Here is a 24838-nt window from a genome sequence, read left to right on the forward strand (position 1 = left end):
TAAAAGTGTTCGATTTAGTGGTATAACAATTTTTTAAAAGACTGACAATATAATATTTGTTCAGCATCTTTTATCGATAATTTACCTTTTTTACTTTTATTAAAAGTTCATGTGTATCCATATCATATTCCTAGCTTATTTATTTTTATTATACAATATTTACCGCTTTTTAAAATATTGCACATTATATAATATTTGGGCTATAATAATTAATGACGACGATTTATAAATAGTTTTTATGGGAGCATTTTTAATGAAATATAATGACACATACAAGATCTTAACTTATGGATGTCAAATGAACGAAAGCGATTCGGCCCGCATGAGTATGCAGCTTGAGAGCATTGGTTATAAAGCTGTTGATTCGTTGACGGATGCCGCAATAATTTTAATAAATACCTGCTGTGTACGGGAAAGCGCTGAAAATAAAATTTATGGTAAGATCGGCGAAATAAAGCACCTGAAACAACAAAACCCATCTTTAATTTTCGGTGTTGTCGGCTGCATGGCGCAAAAAAATGGTGAACAATTATTCCACAGGGCACCGCATATTGACTTTGTCCTCGGTACCAATAAAATACACGAACTAAATAATGTAATCAATGAAATAAAACACTCTGGGCATCACTTGACTGACCTTGCACCGGCTGACGGTGGTGTACCTCAGGAAGTTTTGCCACCAAGCAACAACAATTTTTCAGTATGGGTACCAATTATGTACGGCTGTAATAACTTCTGTACTTATTGTATTGTTCCTTATGTCCGCGGCAGAGAACACAGCAGATCTTTACAATCCATCCTTACTGAAGTAACAAATTACGCCAAAAATGGTGTCAGGGAAATAACCCTGCTGGGACAAAATGTCAACTCTTATGGCAAAGACCTGCCGGATACGAATTTTGCCAAACTATTATACGAATTAGATAAAATCACCGGCATTGAACGTATTCGCTACATGACTTCACATCCACGTGATCTTAACGATGAAGTTATCAATGTAATAAAAAACGGCCGTCATATATGCACACATTTCCATTTACCCGTCCAGCATGGTAGTGACCGCATTCTTAAAGCAATGAATCGCGGCTATACCACAACAGAATATAAGACTCTTATAAAGAAAGTCCGCTCTGCTGTTCCTGGCTGTAGTTTGACCACAGATATCATAGTAGGATTCCCTGGTGAAACAGATGAAGACTTTATGTCAATGCTTAACTTTCTTCGGGAAATCCGCTATGATGCCGCCTATACTTTTTTGTATTCTCAACGGTCAGGTACCCCGGCAGCCGCAATGGCTGAACAAGTACCGGAAAATATAAAAAAGAAACGTTTAAAGCAATTAATGGATTTACAAAATTCCATCAGCCTTGACATTAATAAAACATTTTTGGGAAAAACCGTTGATGTTATGGTAGAAGGTCCCAGCCGGACTGACGTGCAGGTATATACCGGTCGTACATCGAATAATAAAATTATTTTGTGGAAAAAATCAGGCAATGAAAAACCCGGTGATATCGTAACTATAAAAATTACTCATCCACAAACCTGGGTGCTAAAAGGTGATGCACAATATGCCAAATAATGATGCAGATCTTAAAACTGCCGTACCGACAGAAATAACCCCAATGATGCAGCAGTATTATGCCATGAAAGAACAATCCGGTGACTCTATTTTATTCTTTCGTCTGGGTGATTTTTATGAAATGTTTAATGATGATGCCAAAACTGCTTCGAAAGAGTTGGAACTGACACTCACTTCCCGAAGTAAAATGCCGATGTGCGGCATTCCCTATCATGCAGCTGAAAACTACATAAACCGCTTGATAAACAAGGGATACAAAGTAGCCATCTGTGAACAGATTGGTGACCCCAAAGCTAAAGGTCTTACCAAAAGAGAAATAATCAAAATCGTAACGCCTGGTACTGTGATGAATGAATCAGCTTTACCCGGTGTTCAAAATAATTATATATCCCTTATTTACGAACATGATGGACAATTAGTTTTAACCGGTGCCGATATTTCAACCGGTGAATGTTTCTATGGAATATACGAGGGAGCTGACCGGTGTCAACTACTGTGCGATGAACTTTACCGTCTGATGATGGCAGAGCTGCTGCTTGTAGGACAATTTCCCTATGAGAGTATTCTGCAGGAATTTTTAAATTTGCGAATTCCTAAATGTGTCATTACTAAAATGACCTCTGTTTCAGAAAATATCAGTGATCGTATCACTGAACATTTTGACGCAGCCAACCGACCGTCAAATAAAAATGCTCAAGCCGCCATTGCAACATTACTTGACTATCTGCATGAAACGGTAAAAACTGATTTAAGTCATTTAAATCGTCTGACATATATTGACACTTCCTCCAGTCTGATCATTGACACATATACATTACGTAATTTAGAAATAACCCATAACCTGCATGACGGCAGTAAAAAAGGAACTCTATTTTCCGTTCTTGATTTCACATCTACGGCTATGGGCAGTCGCAAACTGGCCAAATGGCTGGAGTATCCTTTACTGGACCGCTATAAAATTGAACAGCGGCTTGACGCTGTTCAAGAACTGGTCAACGACTTTTCCCGTCGTACACAATTACGGGAACTATTGAAAAATGTATACGATTTTGAACGTCTCTTAACCAGAGTAGAAGTTGGTACAGCCAATGCCCGTGACATGCTGGCATTAAAAAACTCTTTGTATGCTCTGCCACAAATAAAGACCAGTTTAAGCAACATAAAAACACAGTTATTACAAAATGTTTCTGCAAACATAAGTGTTTATACAAGACTTGCTGATTTATTAGAAAAATCAATTGCTGAAAACCCAGGGTTATTACTCAGGGACGGTGGTATAATAAAGGACGGTTTCAACGAAGAACTTGATGAATATCGACGGTTGGCATCCGACAGCCAGTCACTCTTGCAGCAGATGGAAGAACAACAACGCCAGATAACCGGTATAAAATCACTGAAAGTCGGTTACAATAAAGTATTTGGTTATTTTATTGAAATACGCAAAAGCAATATTGATCAAGTTCCGCTCAATTATATTCGCAAACAGACATTAGTAAACACTGAACGATATATAACACCTGATTTAAAAGAATTTGAAACTAAAATATTAGGGGCCAAAGAAAAAATTCTTCAGATAGAATATCAATTATTCACACAGGTACGGGAGGAAGTAAAAAAATATATTCCCAGCATTCAAGTAACAGCACGTAATATTGCAACACTTGATGTCATCACCGCTTACGCAGAGGCTGCATCTGAATATAATTACATTCGACCGGCAATAAGCAATGATGGTAATATAATTATTCGTGACGGCCGTCATCCGCTTATCGAACGCATTCTCACCCGGGAAATATTTGTACCCAATGATACAGTACTTGATAATCAGGAAAATGAAATTCTGATCATAACCGGACCCAATATGGCTGGGAAATCAACATATATGCGTCAAAGCGCTCTTTTGACACTTATGGCCCAAGCAGGCAGTTTTATTCCGGCGCGCGAGGCAATAATCTCCCCAGTTGACAGAATATTTACCCGGATAGGAGCCAGTGATGATCTTGCCAGTGGACAGAGTACTTTTATGGTTGAAATGAATGAAGTAGCACACATACTAAAATATGCCACTAAAAATAGTTTGATCATTCTCGATGAAATAGGTCGTGGTACAAGTACTTTCGATGGTATGAGCATTGCCCGAGCGGTAATTGAATACATTCGTGATAAAATCAGTGCTAAAACTTTGTTTGCTACCCATTATCATGAACTCACCGATTTGGCTGATAATCAACATATTAAAAATTGTTGCGTTGCCGTCAAAGAAAAAGGAAGTAAAGTTGTATTCCTGCGCCGCATTATCAGTGGAAGCGCTGATAAATCATATGGTATCCATGTAGCCAGGCTTGCCGGCTTGCCAAAGCCAGTAACAGACCGTGCTGAAAAAATACTGACTGATTTAGAAAATAATGAACCGGCTAAAACTTCTGCGGTTAAAACCGATACTGATAAATCGATCTCAGCACCGGCAATGGATACATTGTTCACTGCAATGCTGCCGGCTGAACTGCTAAAGCTTGATGTCATGACTATGACGCCATTGGAAGCAATAAACACTCTATATAAATTACAACAACAGGCCCGGCAGGAGGCGGGAAAATTATGAACAAAGTTCATGTACTCGATGAAAATACAATAAATAAAATAGCCGCCGGTGAAGTAGTCGAACGTCCTTCATCTGTTGTTAAGGAACTTATGGAAAATTCCATCGACGCCGGAGCCACTAAAATTGAAGTAGAAACAATGGCCGGCGGTACTAGTTTTATCCGTATCAGCGATAATGGACATGGCATGAACAGAGATGATGTACAAATAGCTATACTGCGTCATGCAACAAGCAAGATAACAGCTGTCGATGATTTGCAGCATATTTCCACATTGGGATTTCGCGGCGAAGCTTTACCATCCATTGCAGCCGTATCACGCTTTTCTATTCTAACACGGCAACCGCAGGATGAGCTGGGAACCAGTGTGAAAATAACGGGAGGTCATCTTGAAGACATTGGTGCGGCAGGTTGTAATATCGGTACCACAATCAAAGTGGAGGATCTTTTCTTTAATACACCTGCCAGAAAAAAATTTCTTAAAACCAATAATACCGAATCTAACAAAATCAATGATTTTGTAATAAAATTGGCTTTCTCCAATCCCCAAATAGCTGTAAAACTGATTAATAATAATAAACTTACTATAACCACACCGGGGAATGGCTCACTGCGTGATGCCATTCAAAGTGTTTACGGTCGAACCGTAGGACAAGAACTTTTGCCACTCACGCTCAATGATGAGACAATAACCATAAATGGTTTTATTACTAAACCTGCTGTAATTAGAAGCAGTCGTGCCTGGCAGACTTTTATTGTTAACGGCAGAATAATTTCCAACAGCATGATCAGTCGTTCCATCGATAACGCATATCATTCCCTATTGCCTAAATCCGGTTATCCACTGGCAGTGTTAAATATTACCGTTCCAAAGAATAGTGTTGATATAAATGTTCATCCACAAAAAATTGAAATGAAATTTGCCGAAGATAGCTTACTATTTAAAGCCGTATATAAGTCAGTACTTGATGCTGTGCGTCCTGATAAAACAGATAATGATAATTCATTAGGATCATTTGCCGCACCGGCAGACTATATAAAACCCCATTATGAAGAAAACAGCCTGCTTATTCCTAAAAAAATAGCTTCGGCTCCAATGACAACATTTACAGCTAAAGCATCTGTTCCACAGCAAAGTCATAACTATTCTCCTGTCAATGGTATAGATCAACCGATCCTGAGAGAAAATACAGCCGATTTCGATATAGCCAGAGAAAAAATATATGCCATCAAAAATACTGCTATCTTAACACAAAACATGAATGATTCCAATATTCTCGACGACCCTCAGTCGGCAGAATCTATTGCCGCGGGCAATCTGATGCCTCTGGGACAAATCGACTTATGCTATATCATCGCCCAAGGTGAAGATGGTATGTATATCATCGACCAGCATGCGGCACACGAAAGAATATTATATGACAAATTTGGCTTGGCTAAAGATCGAATCGTATCACAGCAGCTTTTAATTCATTTGATACTTAATTTATCACCCGCTGAATATGATTTATTGGAAAATAACCAAGAAACCCTCTATAATCTGGGATTTCGTATAGAAGCCGCTGGTCCGCAGCAGTTTCGTCTTTGTGAGCTGCCTGCCGATATACCGCAGGATGCTGCCGAAAATACTATCAGAGATATTTTAGCATCATTAGAAGAGATGCATACGCCCACACCGCAGGAAATACGGCATGCCTGTCTGGCTACAGCAGCTTGCAGGGCAGCAATAAAAGCCGGTGATAAATTGACCATTCAACAAATGAAAATTATTTTAGACGAATTGGCCAATACTAAATTGCCATATACCTGTCCACATGGCCGACCGACTATAATTAAATTTGAACACCATGATTTAGCAAAAATGTTCAAACGAATACCATAAATTAATGTAATACTATAGGGAAAAATGGACAAATTTTTTATAACTACCGGACGAAATACCAACGCATCATGTATAAAGAAAGCCGAGCTATTGGCTGCACAGCATAATGTTCCCTTTATTTTTCGTTCCGACAAATCATTGCAGCAGCTAAAGGCCGAACAAACTTACGCTGTTGCCTTATTAGTGAAAAAAACCGGACTATACATTGATACACCGAACGGCACAATTTTTTTTCATCCTAATATGGCTCAATTGCGCATTAAAAAACTATTGGAAAATAAACCTGATAATATGATCACAGCTATGGATCTGCGAAGGGGAATGTCAGTGCTTGACTGTACCCTTGGATTTGCATCAGACGCACTAGTCAGTGCTTTCATTTGCAAAACCCCTGTGATAGGCCTTGAGAGCAGTTCTCTTTTGTATGCGGTAATTACTGATGGTCTGCAGAATTTTTCTTCAAATATTCCGAATATAAATGAAGCAGCCCGGTTAATCAAACCTGCCAATCTCAATCATATTGACTATCTGAAAAAACTGCCTAATAAAAGTATAGATATAGTATACTTTGATCCAATGTTTCGCCATCCTTTAATGAACAGTACGAACCTACAGCCATTGCGCTGTCTTGCCGACACTGCACCAGTAACATCAAAAAGCATTCATGAAGCCTGCCGTATTGCCCGACATCGAGTGGTATTAAAAGAAAACAGCAAGAGTCACGAATTTCTCCGGCTGGGATTTAAAGAGCGTATAGGAAGCCGCTACAGTTCAGTGCATTATGGTATCATCAAGATTGAATAATATAAAGCAAATCAACAAACATTTGAATAATCACATGCTAAAAAGCAGCTAAAATCGTCTCACACGATAATAGCTGCTTTTATTTTACAATTAGTTCTACTGAAATAACTTTAATATTGATTGACCAAAATCATTTCAATAAATAATATACCGTTACCAACAAAACACCAGGAATACCAAAGATACCAGCAATTAAAGCTGTAACAAACTTTATTGGGATCGCTGCCAAACCCAGGATTCCCAAAAGTATATTGACACCCCAAAGACATATGGCACCAATAATACTATTATAAATCATTTTACACAACAGTCTCACTGGTAATGATAAAATTTTGGTCACCAAACACAAAATTAACAATCCAATAAAAAATGCTGCAATTAAAGTAAAATCTAACATATTTGATCCTTTACAAAATTTTATTATTACACTTGTCATTGCAATAGAAAAAATTACACTGCATCTCCAGCTTTCGAACCTGAATAATAAATTCAATTGAATTTTAGTTATACAGCATAAATAAAACTATATTAATCAGATTTCACGGCGATTTTCCAACGCCTTGGCCAATGTAATTTCATCAGCATATTCTAAATCACCACCGACAGGCAAACCATGCGCTATACGAGTAACTTTTATTCCGGCTGGTTTTACCAATTTTGCAATATACATTGCCGTCGCTTCACCCTCAACGTTGGGATTAGTAGCCATAATCAACTCTCTTACCGAGGTTGTCTGCAGACGTACTAAAAGTTCCTTTATTCTTATATTATCCGGTCCAATTCCATCAAGCGGAGATAGTGCACCATGCAGCACATGATAAACCCCCTTATAATCACGCATGCGTTCCATAGCCGCCACATCACGTGGCTGTTCAACCACACAGATAATTGAATGATCCCGGCTGGGTGAAGAACAAATGCTGCACGGATTTACATCACTTAGATTAAAACAGGTATTACAAAAACCAATCTTTTCTTTTGCTTCTATTATTGATTGAGCCAACGCCTTAGCCTGTGATGGTTCCATATCAAGAATGTGATAAGCAAGACGCGCTGCCGTCTTGGAACCTATTCCCGGCAGCGCGCGCAAATGCTCAATTAATTTGGCCAAGGGTTCAATATACGGCATTAAAACATCCCTGGTGGTATATTAAGTCCATTGGTAAGTTTGCCCATTTCCGAAGCCATCATGTCATCAACTTTTTTAATAGATTCATTTATTGCCGCCGAGATCAGATCTTGCAGCATTTCCACATCCTGTGGGTCCACCGCCGCCGGATCTATTATTAATGATTCTACCTGCTTTTCACCATTCATGACAACTTTTATTACACCGCCACCGCTGGAAACTTCAACTGTTTGTTTCTTTAAGTCATCCTGCATCTTAGCCATTTGCTGCTGCAGTTTCTGTACTTTTTTCATCATGCCGGCCATATTGCCGCCACCCATAGGATTGAACATTAATTATGCCTCCTGTGAATTTAATTAACTTCCTTCATCAGGACAAAAATCTAGCCTGACAATTAATATGTATATTATTCAGCTTGCACCACTTTCAATATTATACATTTAATAAGTATATAATATCAGTGAAATACTTGCAAGTATACCTCATAATATGCAGCATAATAACCGGAAGTTACAAATCGGTATGAAATTGGCTATATACTTATTTATCGGCAAAAAAATCACTATATTGTTTATCATCATGGCAAATATGATTAAGCAGCCAATTTCTTAAAGTGTTGAGCAGCTGTATAGGTGACAATAAATGTCTTTCATGCAGCTTAATATCCCTTTTTACTTTGTCAACAAAATCATCATGTATTTTCTTATGCCATGCGTATTTAGAATAATTGTATTTTTTCATTAACTCTTCCTCATGGGAAAAATGCGTGTTGACATAGTCAACCAATCCATCAAGAAGCGGCGCTATCATTTCATCACCACGCCCCGCCTCAATGGCATCATGTAATTGATTTATCATCCTGAGCAATTTCTTATGTTCAGCATCAAATTTCGCAACTCCAACAGAATAACTTTGATCCCAGTCAATGTAAGACATACGATTACCCCCTTGACAAATAAAAATTAATATTCAATAGTAATTATGCAAAATTAAACTATTTTTAACTTAATTACTATTGACTTATTCTCCATTAATAAAGAAAATCCTATTAAATAAGCATATTTTTTAATTTGCAATTGCAGGAGTTATTTGTTTTATTTGTGAAGCAATATTATTACTATAATAATATTGCTGAGCAAAATAACCGATGATTTCCCGCCGTCTTATTATACCTATAAATATATTTCGATCGTCAATCACCGGAACAAAATTTTGGTTCATTGTCAAAACAAGCAAATCTTCAATTTCAGCATCTATATGAACTACTTTATTATTAATATGTTTATTAATCATTTGCAGATTTATATGTTCCAAATTTTTACTATTAATATTACCTTTATCAGTCAGTGCCCATAATAAATCGCCCTCCGTAAGTGTACCGGCATACTTTCCTGCATCATCTATTAATGGAATTGCAGTATAGCGATGATACTTCATTTTTTCCATTGCCTGTCTTATTGTTGATGTTGCATTAAGATATACTACCTTATCCTTAGGAGTTAAGAAAAAAGTTATTTTCATTACCTTGCCACCTTCCAGCGTCAATCCTAAATATTATTTTCATAATTTTCTCATAAGCTTATTACTCTTCAATTCTATACTAAAGACAATCGGCAATTCAAGATAATAATTACGGCAAACTAGCTGTCGACGACCGGTTTATTGTCATATAAGCATTTTGTGTGCGATATCCGCAGCTTATCTCGTAAATTCATACAATATACCCACTTGCAATAGAAAGAAAACAATGAGTTATAAGGTAGTATAAAACAGTTTATGTTTTTAGGAAAAACCTATAAAATGAAGATATTGAGATTGAAAACATAGGCCCATTAACAAAGGCGCAAATCAGATAATTCATTAAAGAACAAAACATAAAAATAACCAATGCCATTTCAACAATGCTTAAGGATTTATTCAGTAAAACGATATTGAGCAGTAAATATTCTTTGAAAGACTGATATTACTATAAATTGATGTGTGACCAAAATTTATTTTAGAAGTTTTAGCGAATTTTTAATTTACCGCCTCAAGTACAAATAATATCGCTTGAAAATCATTTGATACTTTTATATCTTTACGTAACTTTGTCAATTGATGGATAAACAAACCGGCATTCATTAGTTCGTCACCATAACTGGTCCAAGCTTGTGGAGCATAATACATCATTCCCAAATCAAACCTACCTCCCCCTGACGAACATGATTCAAAAAGGATCTTGGGATAAGCTTTAGTCAATCGTTCATAGAGCCTGTACACCCCTAAAATATAGCGATGCGGCATTTCTAATTGTGTTTCAGCCGATAATTCAATACTGAACATTTCAGTAATATGACGATTCATATCCCATTTAACATAGTCTAATTTTGTTTCTTCAATAATTTTACTAATTGCTGTAAAAAGAGTTTCCGAATCATCACTAACATCATCAAAAGTTGACGGCAAATCCGGCAAACGTTTTTTCCCATTAAATTTTTCATAGCTATTATAAACAAATTCTGAAATACGACTGCCATCTTTCATAATTAATTGGTATGCAGGATACCTAAAATCACCCTTGCCAAAACTACTATACTCCTGTTTTAACACATCGGGCTGAATATCTGGTCTATCCTGTCGCCACGCGACTGTCGCTGTTTTTTGTTCGCGAATAATCAAATTAGGATATTGCGAACGGGCATGTACTTTTTTCCCATAATACAATTGTTCCAATTCACCATTTTCCATTACTTGAAATATATAACTACTATTATCCATTTGTAAATGAAAAGTTTTACTTTTTTCCTCTACTATAATCGCCAACATACACACTCCCATCCATTTTTACAATAAAAATTATCATGTAAAATACATTATTAAGGAATTTTTTAAATATTGCTTTAATATAGTGAGTAAACGTTTACTCAAATAAAAATATAAGTTATACAGAGCAAAAAGTAAATATCTGATCTTTCATTTGTTACTATATCTAAAAAAACGTTGAACACTTTAATAATTTTTTAAATTTAATTCAGTAAAAACATAAATCAAAACTATTTATATAGACAATGTTATGTTAATTGACATAACATTTTTTTAAGTGTACACTGAGGCCAGGATAAGAATCCAATAGATACTTTTTCCGCATTTTTTACATTAGTAACACTCAGAATATTTGTTACTGAGTGATAGGAGGTATAACATCATGAACAGACAAAGTCATTATTTTACCACCAAAGATGGGGCCAAAATATACTATGAAGATATTGGAAATGGACATCCTATTTTTTTTCTGCATGGCTGGCTTTGTTCTTCTAAATTCTGGCAGCGCAATATAAACAATCTGGCTAAAAACTTTCGTGTCATAGCAATGGACTTACGGGGACACGGCAATTCTTCCAAAACTCTCAGCGGGCATACAGTTGATCAATATGCCAATGATGTGCAAGAATTAATTGAATATTTGGATTTACATGATTTAACCTTAATTGGATGGTCGTTGGGTGGACCGACTGTCCTTTCATATTGGAAGCACTATAGTTTTGAACACCGTCTAAAGGGATTGGGGCTCGTTGACATGACTCCTTATCCCTTCAGCCCTGAAGATTGGAATGGACATGCTCTTAGAAATTATAATGCCGACGCCATGAATATGAGTTTTTTGGCATATCAAAAAAATCCCCGCCAATATATAGAAACATTCGTACATAAAATGTTTAAGGATGGACAAGTAGCTTCTGCCGACATGGAGTGGATCACTGCAGAAATGTTAAAAACCCCAACAGCAATTGGAATGGCCGCCTATTCTGATTATCTGATGAGTGACTACACTTCGGTTCTCCCAAATATTTCTATTCCTGTTACTGTTTTTTCAGGTGAAATCGGAATTTATTTAAACGGATATAAGCAAGGTCAGTATATTGCCTCCTGTATTCCGCAGGGAACTTTTATCGGATTTCATAATGCCGGACATATGCTTTTTTATGAGCAGCCAGAAAAGTTTGATCAGTCCGTTGCTAAATTGGCTGGACAGTAACGTAACTGATAGGCAATATATTAATTATTTAATAATAAGCAGGAGTTAATATTTTCCTGCTTATTATTTTATATTTTTGATACTAATGATAATGTTACCCTGTTTAACAAAAATCAACTATTATTAAAATATTTATCATCACAACCATTTACTACCGCTATAATTGCAATGTATAATTATTGTCGAAACCATCATATTATCCGAATTCTACTATTTATAAGGGAGCAGATATTTTGTTAAAGCATAATTTGAATTTGATTATAATCATATTATTTTTTATGTCTTCAGCCTCAGCTGCCAGCATATGCTCTGCCACTTCTATAGAAGAAATGCCACTGCAGCTGCCAGTTTCGTCAGGCAGCCTGACAGGTACTTTGGAAATGCCGTCTACGGTTTCCCCTCCCCCCGTGGCACTGATCATTGCCGGATCAGGTCCCACAGACAAGAATGGTAACAATCCGTATGCCGGAAAAAACAATTGTTTAAAAATGCTGTCTGATGGACTGGCCCAAGCCGGTATCGCATCACTGCGTTATGACAAACGGGGAATCGGTGAAAATAATTTTGATCTGTCCGAGCAGCAACTGACTATTGAAAACTATATTGACGATGCTGATGCATGGATAAAAGCTTTACAGTCAGACGGCCGTTTTTCTAAAGTCATTGTTATCGGACACAGCGAAGGATCTCTTATTGGTGCAATATCCGCCAGACAAGCAAATGCAGCAGGATTTATTTCTCTGGAAGGTCCCGGTTTCCCATTATCAAAAATATTATTATGGCAGATATCACAACGAGCTCCTCAATACTATGACGAAAGCAGTAAAATTCTGGCACAGTTAGAACAGGGGAAAACCGTCAAACCTATCAATTCTGCTCTGCAACCGCTTTTTCGTCCCAGTGTCCAGCCATATTTGATATCTGAACTACGTTACGATCCGGCCAAAGAAGTAGGTAAATTAAAAATACCAGTGCTCTTAATCCAAGGAACGCACGATTTACAAGTACAGGTTGATGATGCAAAGGCATTGCAAAATGCTGCCCCTGCAGCAAAAATGGTAATAATAAAAAATATGAATCATATTCTAAAAACTGTACCTGATGATCCAAAATCAAATATCAAATCTTACGGCATTCCTGATCTTCCATTAAGCAAACCATTACTCCCTGCTATAGAAAAATTTATTTTCAGCATACCTGCCGCAGACAAATAGTTTCATCATTAAAATACCTTTTATACAATAATTGCATAAAAATAAGGTTGTAGCACAAATGACATTGACTTCATAAAATACGGTTTACCATCACTATGAGGCTCCCCATCCTTTTAAAAATGGACAGAGAAAATGAAACACTGCGTATTATAAAGAAAATGTTTACATGCGACAGCCCTTTTAAAATAAACTTATTTCCCACCCGATATCATGACTATAATCAAATTTTAGGTATTATGTTAGGTATTATGTGCTATAGCTCCTCCAACGACAGCCCCGATGGCTGCATCAGCGATAGCATGTGCAGTATGTCCTTTTTTGCTGTTATGTCCGATGAGCGCACCAGCTATGCCGCCGGCTATAGCCCCGGTAGTTGTTTTGCTGTAAGTGGGTGCTGTTGAACTTCCTTCAAAAGCAGAAGCATTGGTTGTACTTATTCCAAGTGTTCCCAACACAAACAAACAAGAAAATGTAAGTGACAGAATTTTATTCAATTTCATTTTTATCACATCCTTATGCAAATTCAAGTATATCAGGTGGATTTATTTTTTAGTGTAGCACTTCATATCATAATTGGCAAACTAAACTTTTTCAATCATAAAGACTTCAAGTCTAATTGATAAACTGAAAATCACTAAATATATTTTCAAACCGTATAGCAGCTGTATCCGCTAAAAAATCATATGAGTCCGTAATTTTATAACGATTTATAAAAAAATTCGCAAGGGAGTATTATAATGAATTTTATCAGTGACATAAAACGATATTTGGAGAATTTGGGGTACTCACTTTTTTGTCCTGGCGGTATGAGTATAACCGATAAGATAAAGTTATTTTTTAGAGAACGCCTTGGTAGAAAAGAATTTGCTATAAGGCTTTTTATTTATATCATTATATATATCATACTAAAAAATATAGATATATCACCTTCGTTGGTATTTCCTGTTACAATGATTTTTTTTGCTTATTTTATTTCCATTGTCATACGCCGCTGCAATGATATTGAATTATCTCGTATGAAGACTATTTTGATTATAATATTAAATATCATTCCTGTGGCATCTGTTCTCAGCGTAATTTATCTAATGCTTGCTAAAGGGAAAAATGCGTCTTCTGAAATAATTGTCAAAAACAATTAAATAATAAATCACAAAGCAGGAATCCATCTATGAAATTCAAAGGCTGGGAGAAAATATTTATAAAAACCGATTTTGGAGAAAAAGTTGAGGCCATAGCTCCTGTAATATTATCTGCCAGCAGGGCTACAGATATTCCGGCATTTCATTCTGACTGGTTTATAAACCGCTTAAACAAAGGTTACATCAAATGGATAAATCCGTTTAATAAACGACCTCAATATGTGTCATTCCAAAATACCAGAGTCATAGTGTTTTGGAGTAAAAATCCGAAAAATATGATTAAGTATTTAAATATTATTGATGCCAAAAATATAAATTACTATTTTACATATACAATAAATGATTATGAAAGTGAGAAATTGGAACCTAATATTCCTCCCTTAGAAGAAAGAATAAATACTTTTATTAAATTATCAAATCTAATTGGCAAAGAACAGGTTATATGGCGGTTTGACCCTTTAATATTAACTGATACTATCACCCTTGATAAATTGCTGGAGAAAATAAAAAATATTGGCAATGCCTTATATAAATATACCAACAAACTTGTTATAAGTTTCGCCGATATCAATATTTACAAAAAAGTTCAACATAACTTGCAAAGGGCAAATGTTAAATATAAAGGATTTGATAAAAATGATATGATTTATATTGCTGAAAATTTACAAGAATTAAATAAAAACTGGCATTTATCAATAACCACATGCGCAGAAGACATTAATTTAAATAAATATAGCATTGAAAAAAATAAATGTATTGATGATAATCTAATGGTTAAATGTTTTTCTTCTGATAAAATACTAATGAAATTTCTGGGAAAGGAAAATACAGAAATAAATTTATTTACCAATAACGATTATAATAAAAAAATAGATTTGAAAGATCCCGGGCAAAGGGATTTTTGTGGATGTATAGTAAGTAAAGATATTGGGCAGTATAATACTTGTATGCATTTATGTGCATACTGCTATGCTAACACTTCGCAAAATCTTGTAAGAAGAAATTTTGAAAAACTAAGTAAAACAGGAGAATCCATTTATATATAGTTTATTTTAAGGTAGAACCAGTATTTAATTTATTGACTATTAACGGTTCTTTTATCATTTTGGTGAATTCCAATAATTTAAACAGCTATTATGAAATCTTAATATTCCAGGAGGCAAATATGAAACATTCAGAACAAAAAAAATGGGCCGGACAAAAAGCAGCGGAGTATATAAAAAATGGCATGATATTGGGACTAGGAACCGGCTCTACAGCCTACTATATGATTAAAAGGGTCGGAGAACTGGTTAAAAATAATTTCATTTAATTGACTTAAAATGTCATGGAATTTTCTCAATCATTATTCTTTAACTTTTAAAATATAAATCTTTCAAGATAATAAATATTCTGGGATTGTCAAGTAAAGTGTGTAAATGATTTTAAGTTGAAGCCTGATATTTTTGTACCATGGTGCCGATCCGTTCGTCAATAACCAGCTGATTCATCACCATGGCCCAATTGCGAATGGAGTGACCGCGCCATTTTTGGTAAAGTTCCTTAATCCGTAAATAAAACACTTTAAAAATAGCTGTTTCATTGCTGAAAGCGCCCTGTTTCGTAACCTTGCGGAAGCTCGAGTTAACGCTTTCTATGGCATTGGTCGTGTACATAACCCGACGCACATCACTACCATAGTTAAAAAGCTGTTCCACGTGCCGAAAATTATCCTTCCACACGCGGATGGCACCAGGATATTTGCTCCACGCGTCACAGAACTGTTCAAATGCAGCTTGTGCTCCTTTCAGGTTGATGGCACCATAGATTTTCCTTAGCTGCGCTGTAAAGGCTTTGTAATCCTTACTGGGTACGTATTTCAGAGAGTTGCGGATGAGGTGTACAATGCAGCGCTGCACCACAACATTTTTGAAGATCGCTTTAGCGCCATCTTCAAGACCACTTACACCGTCCATAGAAATAAAGCCTATGTCCTGAACACCCCGGGATTTTATTTCATCGAACACCTGCATCCAGCGATGCTTGCTTTCTGTATCGCCCGTCCATAAGCCCAGTACATCTTTCCCGCCGTTTAGATCATACCCCAGAATAACGTAGACAGCCTGGTCAGAAACGCCCTGCTCCGTACGCATAGAAACGTATATGCAATCCACAAAGATAAAGGGATAAAAAGCTTTCAGCGGTCGATTCTGCCACTCATTCAATTCATCTAAGACACAATCTGTGATGTTGGAAATTTGTCCAGCTGATAGCTTGAATCCATAGATGTCGTCGATCGTCGATGAAATGTCACGCTGGCTCATGCCACGAGCATACATAGCAAGCACCTTGCCCTCAATCGAGGAAACATCGGTCTGCCGCTTCTGCACAACCTGCGGCTCAAAAGAACCGTCACGATCACGAGGGACATTAATCGGGACTTCACCTGCGGATGTTTTGAGAGTTTTATGGTTGTAGCCGTTGCGGCGATTGGCGGTTTCCTTTTCACCACGTTCATTGTTGTCATAGCCGAGATGATTTTCCATTTCACCATGCAGCATGGCCTCGAACATAGGCCCAAAAACATCTTTAAGCGCATTTTGCATATCTTCGACGTTTTTTGGCTTATATTCACTGATAATCGCTTTAGCCAGGGATTCGCCACGTGTGGGTTGTTTCTTTGACATAAATTTATTACCTCCGCATGTGTTTGACTTCCCCAACTGGGGTGTATATCTAAACTGTTTCTTTCCTATTTACACAGTTTATTATACACTCCCTTTCTTTTGACTTCAGATTTAGACAAAAGCCCACTATATTCTTGCTCTATTGCCCATGTATTTCCTGAAGAAATCGCATTTTCAATAAATTCACAGTCGAAATCACTTTTTATTTTTTGTTTTTTTGCCAGATCGCATAATATTAATAATAAAAGTTTTTCTACAACACTAATTTCCATATGGATATCACCCTCATCAAATTTGTAACAGCCGCTGATATATGATAAAAATAATCCCTGCAATCTGTTAAAAAATTATTTATGCATAAGAAAAACCGTTTGCCTTTCGGCTACGGCTGTCATTAAATCTCTACGTGATTAGTATATCACAGATTTCAACGAAAAACAGGACAAAAAACATCTTATCCTAAAAAGATCGCATTTTGCTGTAAATGAGAATTTGGGCAGTTTAGGGGCAATCTATTCATCAACAAATACTTCAAATATTATTAATAAATGTGATGATTTATAATATAAAAACTTCAAGAAGATCCATTGACAGATGGAATAAGAATGCTATACTAAGCGAGTATTAAAGGGGTGATTAAAATAAAAGATTTAGCGATATTGTCTATCGTAACTGCTTTTATCGGTGGTATAGTACTTTCTTTGATAGCTGATACGTGGCTTATGTTAGCAGCATCATTGATTTTTATAGGATGCAGCATAGTAATAAGTTATTTGGGTGGTGTATTGGCCACTGCGGAAAATACATCTGGTCGTGAAGATAAAAAAAATATATATCATCAGCATGTATATGCTGATAAATGATACACTTTGAATTAATCAGCAGTCTGATCATGTATTTTCGTGTTAGCAGCGCGAAACGGCTGAATTGTCGTATTTTTATAGTGGCATATAGATAATACAATATAATCTAATTTATTGAATTTAAGAGGCTGCCTATTCTGGGCAGCCTCTTTCTTTGGTGCATTTAGTGCACCCGGAATGGGCGCAGTCTAACGGGTGAAAGTCTAGAGCGCAAGTTAATAGTGCCAAGCGCATGGCTTAAGGCAGGAATGTCCAGCATGAGATAGAATCTGAAGGAAACCGGCGGCAAATCTTTGGTCTGACGATAAAGCGGTAAACTAAAACTGGACATGGAGGGGTGGATTTAGCACATTTTCTTTTGCGGGAACATGCTATACTTAGAAAAATGGAAATGTTAATGGAGGATAGAATGGAAAAGGTCATTATTAAAAAGTGCAGCTCTTATAATTATCAAGAAGTAGAAAGAGCCGTTTTCTCCAGTATGGAATATTGTCCGGCCTTAAAAGAAAAGGAAAAGAAGACGGGAAAAGCATTGCTTAAGGTAAATTTGTTAAAAAAAAATGTACCGGAAGATGCGGTAACAACACATCCTGCGGTAGTCGAGGCAGCAGTCCGGTATCTGCAGAACCAAGGATGGAAGGTTATCATCGGAGACAGTCCCGGAGGTCCCTTTTATAAAAAACGTCTGTATGAGATTTACAGAGCAAGCGGGATGGTAAAAGTTGCTGAAGCTACAGGCTGTGAACTCAATTATGATGTAAGCTCTGTGGAAGTGAAGAACGAAAAAGCGGCAAAGCTCAAAACAATGGAGATTATCCGCGTAGTGACTAAGGTAGATTTGATTGTTTCCATTGCTAAGTTTAAAACACATTGTATGATGCTGTACACTGGTGGCGTCAAGAATTTATTTGGTGTCATTCCAGGATTGACGAAGGCAAAATATCACTTTAAAATGCATACGACAGAAAATTTTGCAGATCATTTGATTGATATTTGCGAATACGTTCGTCCAGATTTTTCCCTGATTGATGCGATTGAAGGCATGGAAGGGAATGGGCCCTCTTCCGGCACAAAACGGCATGTTGGGTTGCTGCTGGCAGCTGAAAACCCGTATGCGCTTGATACAGTCGGGACCTATATTATGGGTATGGACCCTCTTAGCGTGCCTACAGTCCAAGCTGCCAGAAGACGTGGCTTATTCAATGGTGAGCTGCATAGTGTAAAAATAGTTGGGAATGATGTTGAAACTGTTCCGGTCATTCCATTTAAGCAACCGGGTTCCATCAAAAAAAGTCTGATCAGTGGGATCGTTCCGCGTAAGGTGGAAAGTTTTTTTATCAAATCTTTACGTCCAAAACCAATTTTCTATCATGAAAAATGTATTTCCTGTGGCGATTGCCTGCGGGGCTGTCCAGCCCGAATCATTGCAATGAAAAATGAAAAGCCCGTTGCTGATTTGGATAATTGTATCAGTTGTTTTTGTTGTCATGAATTGTGTCCTGCTAAAGCCATCGACATAAAAGTTCATTGGCTCTATAAAATATTGTTTGGCCGTAAACGATAAAATTTATAGTTTTCGATTAAATACAGCGTGCTAGTGTCCCGACTTCACGAAGGACACTGGAATATATTAATTTGGGTATTATTAAGTTTCAAATGAAAAAATGGCATGATTTATCATAGCTCAACTCATGGGGTAAGGTTTTCTGTGTATTTCACAAAACGATTCCGGAAACATTAGTTTCGGTATTGATAACGGCAAAGAAAGAATTTTATTAGTACGGCACTTCGGGCAGCCTGACCCGAAGTGCGTTAGGATTGAGGAGCTTATGAAGTCTTTTCATTTCACCTGCACTACCAATATGAGATTAATAGAATCTCCACAATAAGCCTCAGTTACCTACTCACATTAAAAATCTGAGTATAATGCAAGGATAATTTGGATAACAAATTCTAATAAGTAGCTATTATAGAAATACCGGCTTTTGCTTTTTGCAGTGATTTAAATTCCAAGGCAGTATACTGGTCAAAATTTGTTATAACCATAATTGTAATTGGATTTAAACCAGCTTGTTTTATTTTTTCAAGATCAAATTCGATTAATTTGTCGCCGGTGGTTATATTGTCGTTGGGGTTAACCAATGTTTTAAAACCTGTTCCGTCTAATGTAACGGTATCAATACCGATGTGAATAAGTATTTCCATTCCGGTAGTCAGCTTTATACCAAGTGCATGACCGGTTTTATCGGCAGTCATTATTATGGTGCCATCAGCAGGTGCAGTGATAATTCCTTTTTCAGGGATTATAGCAATACCATCTCCCATGGTTTTTTCTGAGAAAGCTTTATCTGGAACATCATCAATTGATACTACTTTGCCGGTTGCAAAGGCTAATAATGAAGGAGATATGGCATTACTTTCATTGTTAGATATATCATTTTGCAGCAAATTTTCAAACCGTTCGCGAATTTGAGGAACAGATAATCCGACAATAACCTGAACGGCATTTTTATTATGAACTAATCCGTGTGCACCGGCGGCTATAAATGTCTTCGCATTAGCTACTAATGTGCCATCTTTTACATTTACGCGTAGACGTGTAGCACAGTTGGTTACATCAACAATATTTGTTTTTCCACCAAGTCCGTCTAAAAATGCTTCTGCTTTGCTGTCATACTCATCATTGGCTTTCTTAGCCTTATAATCGGCTTTGGTATATAGTTTGTCTTCTTCATCATCACCGCGTCCCGGTGTCTTGAAATCAAAGTGCAGTATCAGCCAACGAAATACAACGAAATAGATTGCCGTAAAAGCAAATCCAACTATGAATTGAAGAATATAGGTCATAGGATGATATTTGAACAAGGGAATCCAGTTTTCTACGGCACATTCAATTATCCCGCCGTCAAAAACACCTACTACACCGAAAGCATATGCTGTCATAGCCATTAAACCGGCTAATACGGCATGCACTAAAAATAAGACCGGTGCTACAAACAGAAACGTAAATTCAAGCGGTTCGGTAACGCCACAAAGAATTGCAGTGAACGTAGCCGGAATCAATAGGCCGGCAATAATTTTCTTTTTCTTTTTTTGGGCTGTAGCATAAATTGCCAGGGCAATACCGGGGCAGCCAAACATCTTTGACATTGAAGTTAAATCAAATCCGCCTTGTGGAAACATTTCCTTTAAGGTATGGGCTGATGTCGAAAATTCAGGCAGATGTTGAATGAAATATTGTTTGGTACCACCGTCAACGACGGCAGGGCCATATATGAAGGGCATATATATAAAATGATGCAGGCCGGTAGGAATAAGAATGCGTTCGAGAAAGGTATACAGCCATACGCCCAGTAACCCGCTGGCTTTCATAAAACCTTGAAGTGAAACAATAGCCAGCTGTACCTTAGGCCAGAATAGGCATAAAATGAATGCGACAGGCAACATTATGAAAAAACCGGCAACTATTACCAAAACTGAGCCTCGGAAAATTCCAACTATTTCAGGCAGATTTACATCATACAATTTATTATGAAGATAAACACTTACCGCAGCTATAAAAATAGCACCAAGCATACCCATATCGAGAGTTTTAATATTGGCGACCATTGCTAAGCCGGATCCCGGTACAGCATCTTGAGCAAAATCTACATTGAACATTGGCCCCCATAATTCCAAAAAACCCGATATAAAATAATTTACTACAAGATAAATGACTAAAGATTCCATTGCGGCCCGTCCAGAATTTTTTTTTGCCAATCCGATAGGCAGGGCAACTACAAATAAAAGTGGTAATTGTGAAAATACAGTCCAGGCACCTTTTTCGATAATAAACCAAATATCATACCATATGGTTCCTTTATCAGCGATGCTTCCCATTATAGCTGTATTTTTGAATAATATTGATAAGGCAGCCATTATACCAAAAAATGTAAATAATAAAACAGGCGTAAACATTGCTCCGCCGAAACGCTGCACTTTTTGCATAACAATATCTTTGTTTATGAGCATTAATAGAGCTCCTTTCTATATAAGACAATATTGTATACAAGCCATTGTTAGATTTTTCAAAAAATAACAGACGTACTTTTACAAAGCTATATAGTCAGATTAATATACAGCTTTGTTTAAAATAGTTTTGAATTCCGGTAAATATAATAAACAGCCGGAATTCAAAACTGTCAAATTTATTTCAAGGTTGGCCAGTAATCTTTATTGGCTGTTATTAAATCATCCAATATTTTTTTAGCTATTGAAACACTTGGAACAGTTTTTGATAGACTTATTGCCTGCCAAAGTTTTTGATAACTGTTGCTTATCCAAGCATCGACAACTAATTTTTCCACGGAAACTTGTTGTTCCATCAAGCCTTTTTGAAATTGAGGAATTTTACCGACGCAAACACGTTCATAGCCATTAGCACCAACAATACAAGGAATTTCTACCATTGCGGTAGGATCGAAATTAGAAATAGCACCGTTATTTTCTACAATTAGCAGCATACGGGCTTTTTTGTTAAATGTTATTGCTTCAGCCAAATCGACAATGTAACTGGCATGCTCATCACTATGGAAGTCACAGCCGTTGGAAGTATTTTTATCTACAATTTGTTTAGCAGCAGCAAATACGTTTTTTTCACGATGCTCCATGACTTCATTGGCACGAGTATGCTCAGGATGCTGATTGTCATGAGCAAATACATAATCCGGAAATAAATAATATTTAAGATAAGTATTTGGCAGTGTATCAGGATCTATAGCATAAACATCTTTGGCTTTAGCATAGGTGTCATTCCAACTGGCTTCCGTTTCGCCATGTTGTTGAGGATTGACTATGTAGCCATATTTAGCAACATGTTCTTTGATTTTTGGCATTAGATCATTGCCCTGCTTATCACGGATATCTGTCCACCAGCCAAAATGATTCAGACCGTAATAACGAATATCCATGTCTTTACGACCGTTAGGCAAGTTTAAAATTTCGGCCATACGGTCTTCAATGCCAACTGGCATATCACATATATTTATGATTTTGGTATTGGGACGGATACGTCTGGTAGCTTCGGCTACAATAGCAGCTGGATTGGAATAATTTAGCATCCAGGCATTTGGCGAATATTTTTCCATGAAATCAATTATTTCAATTATGGCACCTATGGAACGCATCCCGTAAGCTATGCCACCGGGGCCACAGGTTTCCTGCCCGAATACGCCATATTTCATAGGAATTTTTTCATCCTTTTCACGCATGGCATATTTGCCTACACGAATATGTGCCATTACAAAATCTATATTGGTGAAAGCTTCTTTAGGATCAATCGTATAAGAAAATTGAATTTCAGGAGCACGTTCCTTTAAGAGAATAGCACAGGCTTTGGCAATTTTTTCCTGTCGGCTGGCATCATTGTCATAAAATTTTATTTCTCTGATAGGAAATCTGTTCAAGTGTTCTAATAACATCATTACAATGCCGGGGGTAAAAGTACTGCCGCCACCGGCAATTACAATCGATGATTTTTTCATTACAATCCTTCCCTTCTAAAATGGAGCATTTGTATACTTATCAATTGCTGTCAAAGATATACAGCGGATAGTATTTAATTCCGGATGAAAAATTTATCCGGGACGATTTCTTATGTCCATAATAAATATAAAACAGCCCATAATCAATAGACATGGGCTGTTACGGGAACTTTCACACTATAATGTAATTCGTCACGTTCTATGTGATAAATTACATTACAACAATTTTAACAATTGTCTTGAAGCTGTTCTGTCAGATAGCGGCTATAGCTTATATACCATACTTCAACCACCAGAAAAAACATCAGCATTGATTCATAGGCAGTATCCACGGCAGTCGGCATTGCTATAGGGGTAATATAGATATGTTCCGTACTTAGACTGGCCAGTGTATTGCTTTTCAATCTGGTTAAAGATATAAAGGGAATCCCGTTCATATGTAACTGATTACCAAAATCAACCACATGTAATGACTCACCACTAAGGGATATTATGATAAATAAATCAGTTTGGTCAATGTTTTTGAGTATCCGCTGGAACTCATCAATGCCTTTAATTTCATAAATTAGAATATTGCAGCTGATAAACAAACGTTTCATTTCATTAGCAACATTTTCCTGTACATATCCCGATGAATAAATAAAAACTCTGGTGGCTTTATATATAAGTTTATTAGCCCTGTTAAAATCTTGTTTTGCAACTTCTTCACCAACCTTTTTGCATAAATCAACGGCAGCCTCAGCTATATCAATCGATGGTGAAATATCATCCTGTCCCGATTCCATTTTGAGTATCATTTTAAGGTCAGAAAAACCATCTAATGATATTTTTTTAGCAAATCTGAGTATAGTTGTCCTTGAAACATTACACTCTCGGGCAATATCATAAATAGATATGTGACAGCATTTTTTTTTATTGTTATAAATATAACGCCATATTATTAAGTCTGTTGGGTTTAGTTTTCTTAGATTATGGCTTACCAGCTCATCTAATTTCATACAGCAGCCTCCTATGAGTTTATGATACATATAGGTATATAGGTAAATGTTTAATAATATTGTAGCATACTATAAAATGAGCATAAAACTAAGGCAGTTTCAGCAAAATAGCCAAAACTGCCCGCGAACAATTGAATAAATCACATAAAAAACATTTTGTTCGACAGCATTTAATGCATTTAATATTTTTGTATCATGCTGATCATCTCAGCAGACTGTACAAAAAATACAGCAATACAAACACTGCATCTTTTCCAATTTAAAAAACAAAGATTACAATTTCAGTATATCAGCTCAGTTATAAGTGAACACTAATTCTTTACTTTCAATTTCAAATTTGATTCATTAAGAAATTTAATTTTTAGAATCTCGACAAGCATGCCACTATATGCAGCTGTTTGTAAATATAATTATAATTATATTT

The 24838-nt window shown here is 36.6% G+C and carries 23 protein-coding genes; 11 read left to right on the forward strand and 12 right to left on the reverse strand.

The window, feature by feature from the left end; translation table 11 throughout:
* Positions 1–253: 253 nt before the first annotated feature.
* The 4 genes from miaB to F8M42_RS07355 are packed head-to-tail and all read left to right on the forward strand — an operon-like array spanning position 254 to position 6868.
* Positions 254–1582, forward strand: a complete 1329-nt coding sequence (gene miaB / locus F8M42_RS07340) for a tRNA (N6-isopentenyl adenosine(37)-C2)-methylthiotransferase MiaB (protein WP_229711293.1) — start codon at positions 254–256, stop codon at positions 1580–1582.
* A complete protein-coding gene (gene mutS, locus F8M42_RS07345) occupies positions 1572–4184 on the forward strand; it encodes a DNA mismatch repair protein MutS (RefSeq protein ID WP_229711294.1) in 2613 nt (870 codons plus the stop codon). Before miaB ends, mutS begins: the two co-directional genes overlap by 11 nt.
* A complete protein-coding gene (mutL, locus tag F8M42_RS07350; protein WP_182185635.1) occupies positions 4181–6064 on the forward strand; it encodes a DNA mismatch repair endonuclease MutL in 1884 nt (627 codons plus the stop codon). Before mutS ends, mutL begins: the two co-directional genes overlap by 4 nt.
* Before the next feature lie 24 nt (positions 6065–6088).
* Positions 6089–6868 carry a class I SAM-dependent methyltransferase gene (locus F8M42_RS07355; RefSeq protein WP_182185637.1) on the forward strand — a complete coding sequence of 260 codons (780 nt, stop codon included), beginning with the start codon at positions 6089–6091 and terminating at the stop codon, positions 6866–6868.
* A gap of 130 nt (positions 6869–6998) precedes the next feature.
* Here F8M42_RS07355 and F8M42_RS07360 read toward each other — a convergent pair whose 3' ends face one another.
* The 6 genes from F8M42_RS07360 to F8M42_RS13780 form a co-directional block, all read right to left on the reverse strand.
* Positions 6999–7265, reverse strand: coding sequence for a pro-sigmaK processing inhibitor BofA family protein (locus F8M42_RS07360; protein ID WP_182185639.1), 267 nt, complete (start codon positions 7263–7265; stop codon positions 6999–7001).
* A 135-nt stretch (positions 7266–7400) separates the two neighbouring features.
* Positions 7401–7997, reverse strand: a complete 597-nt coding sequence (gene recR / locus F8M42_RS07365) for a recombination mediator RecR (RefSeq protein WP_182185641.1) — start codon at positions 7995–7997, stop codon at positions 7401–7403.
* Complete coding sequence (locus F8M42_RS07370; protein ID WP_182185643.1) at positions 7997–8329, reverse strand: YbaB/EbfC family nucleoid-associated protein; 333 nt, start codon at positions 8327–8329, stop codon at positions 7997–7999. Before F8M42_RS07370 ends, recR begins: the two co-directional genes overlap by 1 nt.
* Before the next feature lie 208 nt (positions 8330–8537).
* Positions 8538–8933 carry a bacteriohemerythrin gene (locus F8M42_RS07375; protein ID WP_182185645.1) on the reverse strand — a complete coding sequence of 132 codons (396 nt, stop codon included), beginning with the start codon at positions 8931–8933 and terminating at the stop codon, positions 8538–8540.
* 129 nt (positions 8934–9062) lie between these two features.
* Positions 9063–9518 carry a CBS domain-containing protein gene (locus tag F8M42_RS07380; RefSeq protein ID WP_182185646.1) on the reverse strand — a complete coding sequence of 152 codons (456 nt, stop codon included), beginning with the start codon at positions 9516–9518 and terminating at the stop codon, positions 9063–9065.
* A 495-nt stretch (positions 9519–10013) separates the two neighbouring features.
* On the reverse strand, positions 10014–10802 hold the full coding sequence (locus F8M42_RS13780) for an alpha-galactosidase (RefSeq protein WP_326832808.1): 789 nt from the start codon (positions 10800–10802) through the stop codon (positions 10014–10016).
* A gap of 379 nt (positions 10803–11181) precedes the next feature.
* Here F8M42_RS13780 and F8M42_RS07390 point away from each other — a divergent pair, with 379 nt between their 5' ends.
* Entirely contained in the window at positions 11182–12012 is an 831-nt protein-coding gene (locus F8M42_RS07390) for an alpha/beta fold hydrolase (protein ID WP_182185648.1), read from the forward strand.
* Positions 12013–12245: 233 nt separating this feature from the next.
* Positions 12246–13226 carry an alpha/beta hydrolase gene (locus tag F8M42_RS07395; protein WP_229711295.1) on the forward strand — a complete coding sequence of 327 codons (981 nt, stop codon included), beginning with the start codon at positions 12246–12248 and terminating at the stop codon, positions 13224–13226.
* A 239-nt stretch (positions 13227–13465) separates the two neighbouring features.
* Here the strand turns inward: F8M42_RS07395 and F8M42_RS07400 are convergent, their stop codons facing one another.
* Positions 13466–13726, reverse strand: coding sequence for a glycine zipper domain-containing protein (locus F8M42_RS07400; protein ID WP_182185650.1), 261 nt, complete (start codon positions 13724–13726; stop codon positions 13466–13468).
* Between the two features lie 237 nt (positions 13727–13963).
* On the opposite strand from F8M42_RS07400, the gene F8M42_RS07405 reads away from it, so the two are divergent.
* The 3 genes from F8M42_RS07405 to F8M42_RS07415 all read left to right on the forward strand — a co-directional run bounded on the left by F8M42_RS07405 (position 13964) and on the right by F8M42_RS07415 (position 15677).
* A complete protein-coding gene (locus F8M42_RS07405) occupies positions 13964–14365 on the forward strand; it encodes a DUF805 domain-containing protein (RefSeq protein ID WP_182185652.1) in 402 nt (133 codons plus the stop codon).
* Positions 14366–14394: 29 nt separating this feature from the next.
* On the forward strand, positions 14395–15411 hold the full coding sequence (locus F8M42_RS07410; protein WP_182185654.1) for a DUF1848 domain-containing protein: 1017 nt from the start codon (positions 14395–14397) through the stop codon (positions 15409–15411).
* Positions 15412–15530: 119 nt separating this feature from the next.
* Positions 15531–15677 carry a sugar phosphate isomerase family gene (locus F8M42_RS07415; RefSeq protein WP_196595508.1) on the forward strand — a complete coding sequence of 49 codons (147 nt, stop codon included), beginning with the start codon at positions 15531–15533 and terminating at the stop codon, positions 15675–15677.
* A 112-nt stretch (positions 15678–15789) separates the two neighbouring features.
* Here F8M42_RS07415 and F8M42_RS07420 read toward each other — a convergent pair whose 3' ends face one another.
* Both F8M42_RS07420 and F8M42_RS07425 read right to left on the reverse strand, forming a co-directional pair.
* The gene (locus F8M42_RS07420; protein WP_182185656.1) at positions 15790–17031 is read right to left on the reverse strand and encodes an IS256 family transposase; all 1242 of its coding nucleotides are present in this window, start codon (positions 17029–17031) and stop codon (positions 15790–15792) included.
* A gap of 65 nt (positions 17032–17096) precedes the next feature.
* Positions 17097–17303, reverse strand: a complete 207-nt coding sequence (locus tag F8M42_RS07425; protein WP_182185658.1) for a hypothetical protein — start codon at positions 17301–17303, stop codon at positions 17097–17099.
* A gap of 360 nt (positions 17304–17663) precedes the next feature.
* On the opposite strand from F8M42_RS07425, the gene F8M42_RS07430 reads away from it, so the two are divergent.
* Together F8M42_RS07430 and F8M42_RS07435 are read left to right on the forward strand one after the other, a co-directional pair.
* Positions 17664–17894: a hypothetical protein gene (locus tag F8M42_RS07430; protein ID WP_182185660.1), complete on the forward strand. Its 231-nt coding sequence runs from the start codon at positions 17664–17666 to the stop codon at positions 17892–17894.
* Between the two features lie 409 nt (positions 17895–18303).
* Positions 18304–19458 carry a DUF362 domain-containing protein gene (locus F8M42_RS07435; RefSeq protein ID WP_182185662.1) on the forward strand — a complete coding sequence of 385 codons (1155 nt, stop codon included), beginning with the start codon at positions 18304–18306 and terminating at the stop codon, positions 19456–19458.
* Between the two features lie 389 nt (positions 19459–19847).
* Here the strand turns inward: F8M42_RS07435 and F8M42_RS07440 are convergent, their stop codons facing one another.
* From F8M42_RS07440 to F8M42_RS07450, 3 genes are all read right to left on the reverse strand, one after another.
* Complete coding sequence (locus F8M42_RS07440; protein ID WP_182185664.1) at positions 19848–21905, reverse strand: alpha-glucoside-specific PTS transporter subunit IIBC; 2058 nt, start codon at positions 21903–21905, stop codon at positions 19848–19850.
* A gap of 176 nt (positions 21906–22081) precedes the next feature.
* Positions 22082–23416 (reverse strand): 6-phospho-alpha-glucosidase, encoded by a 1335-nt coding sequence (locus F8M42_RS07445; RefSeq protein ID WP_182185666.1) that lies wholly within the window; start codon positions 23414–23416, stop codon positions 22082–22084.
* Between the two features lie 227 nt (positions 23417–23643).
* Entirely contained in the window at positions 23644–24414 is a 771-nt protein-coding gene (locus F8M42_RS07450; protein ID WP_182185668.1) for a MurR/RpiR family transcriptional regulator, read from the reverse strand.
* Between the last annotated feature and the right edge of the window lie 424 nt (positions 24415–24838).

Origin of the sequence: Pectinatus frisingensis (assembly GCF_014076555.1) — a bacterium.
GTDB lineage: Bacteria > Bacillota > Negativicutes > Selenomonadales > Selenomonadaceae > Pectinatus > Pectinatus frisingensis.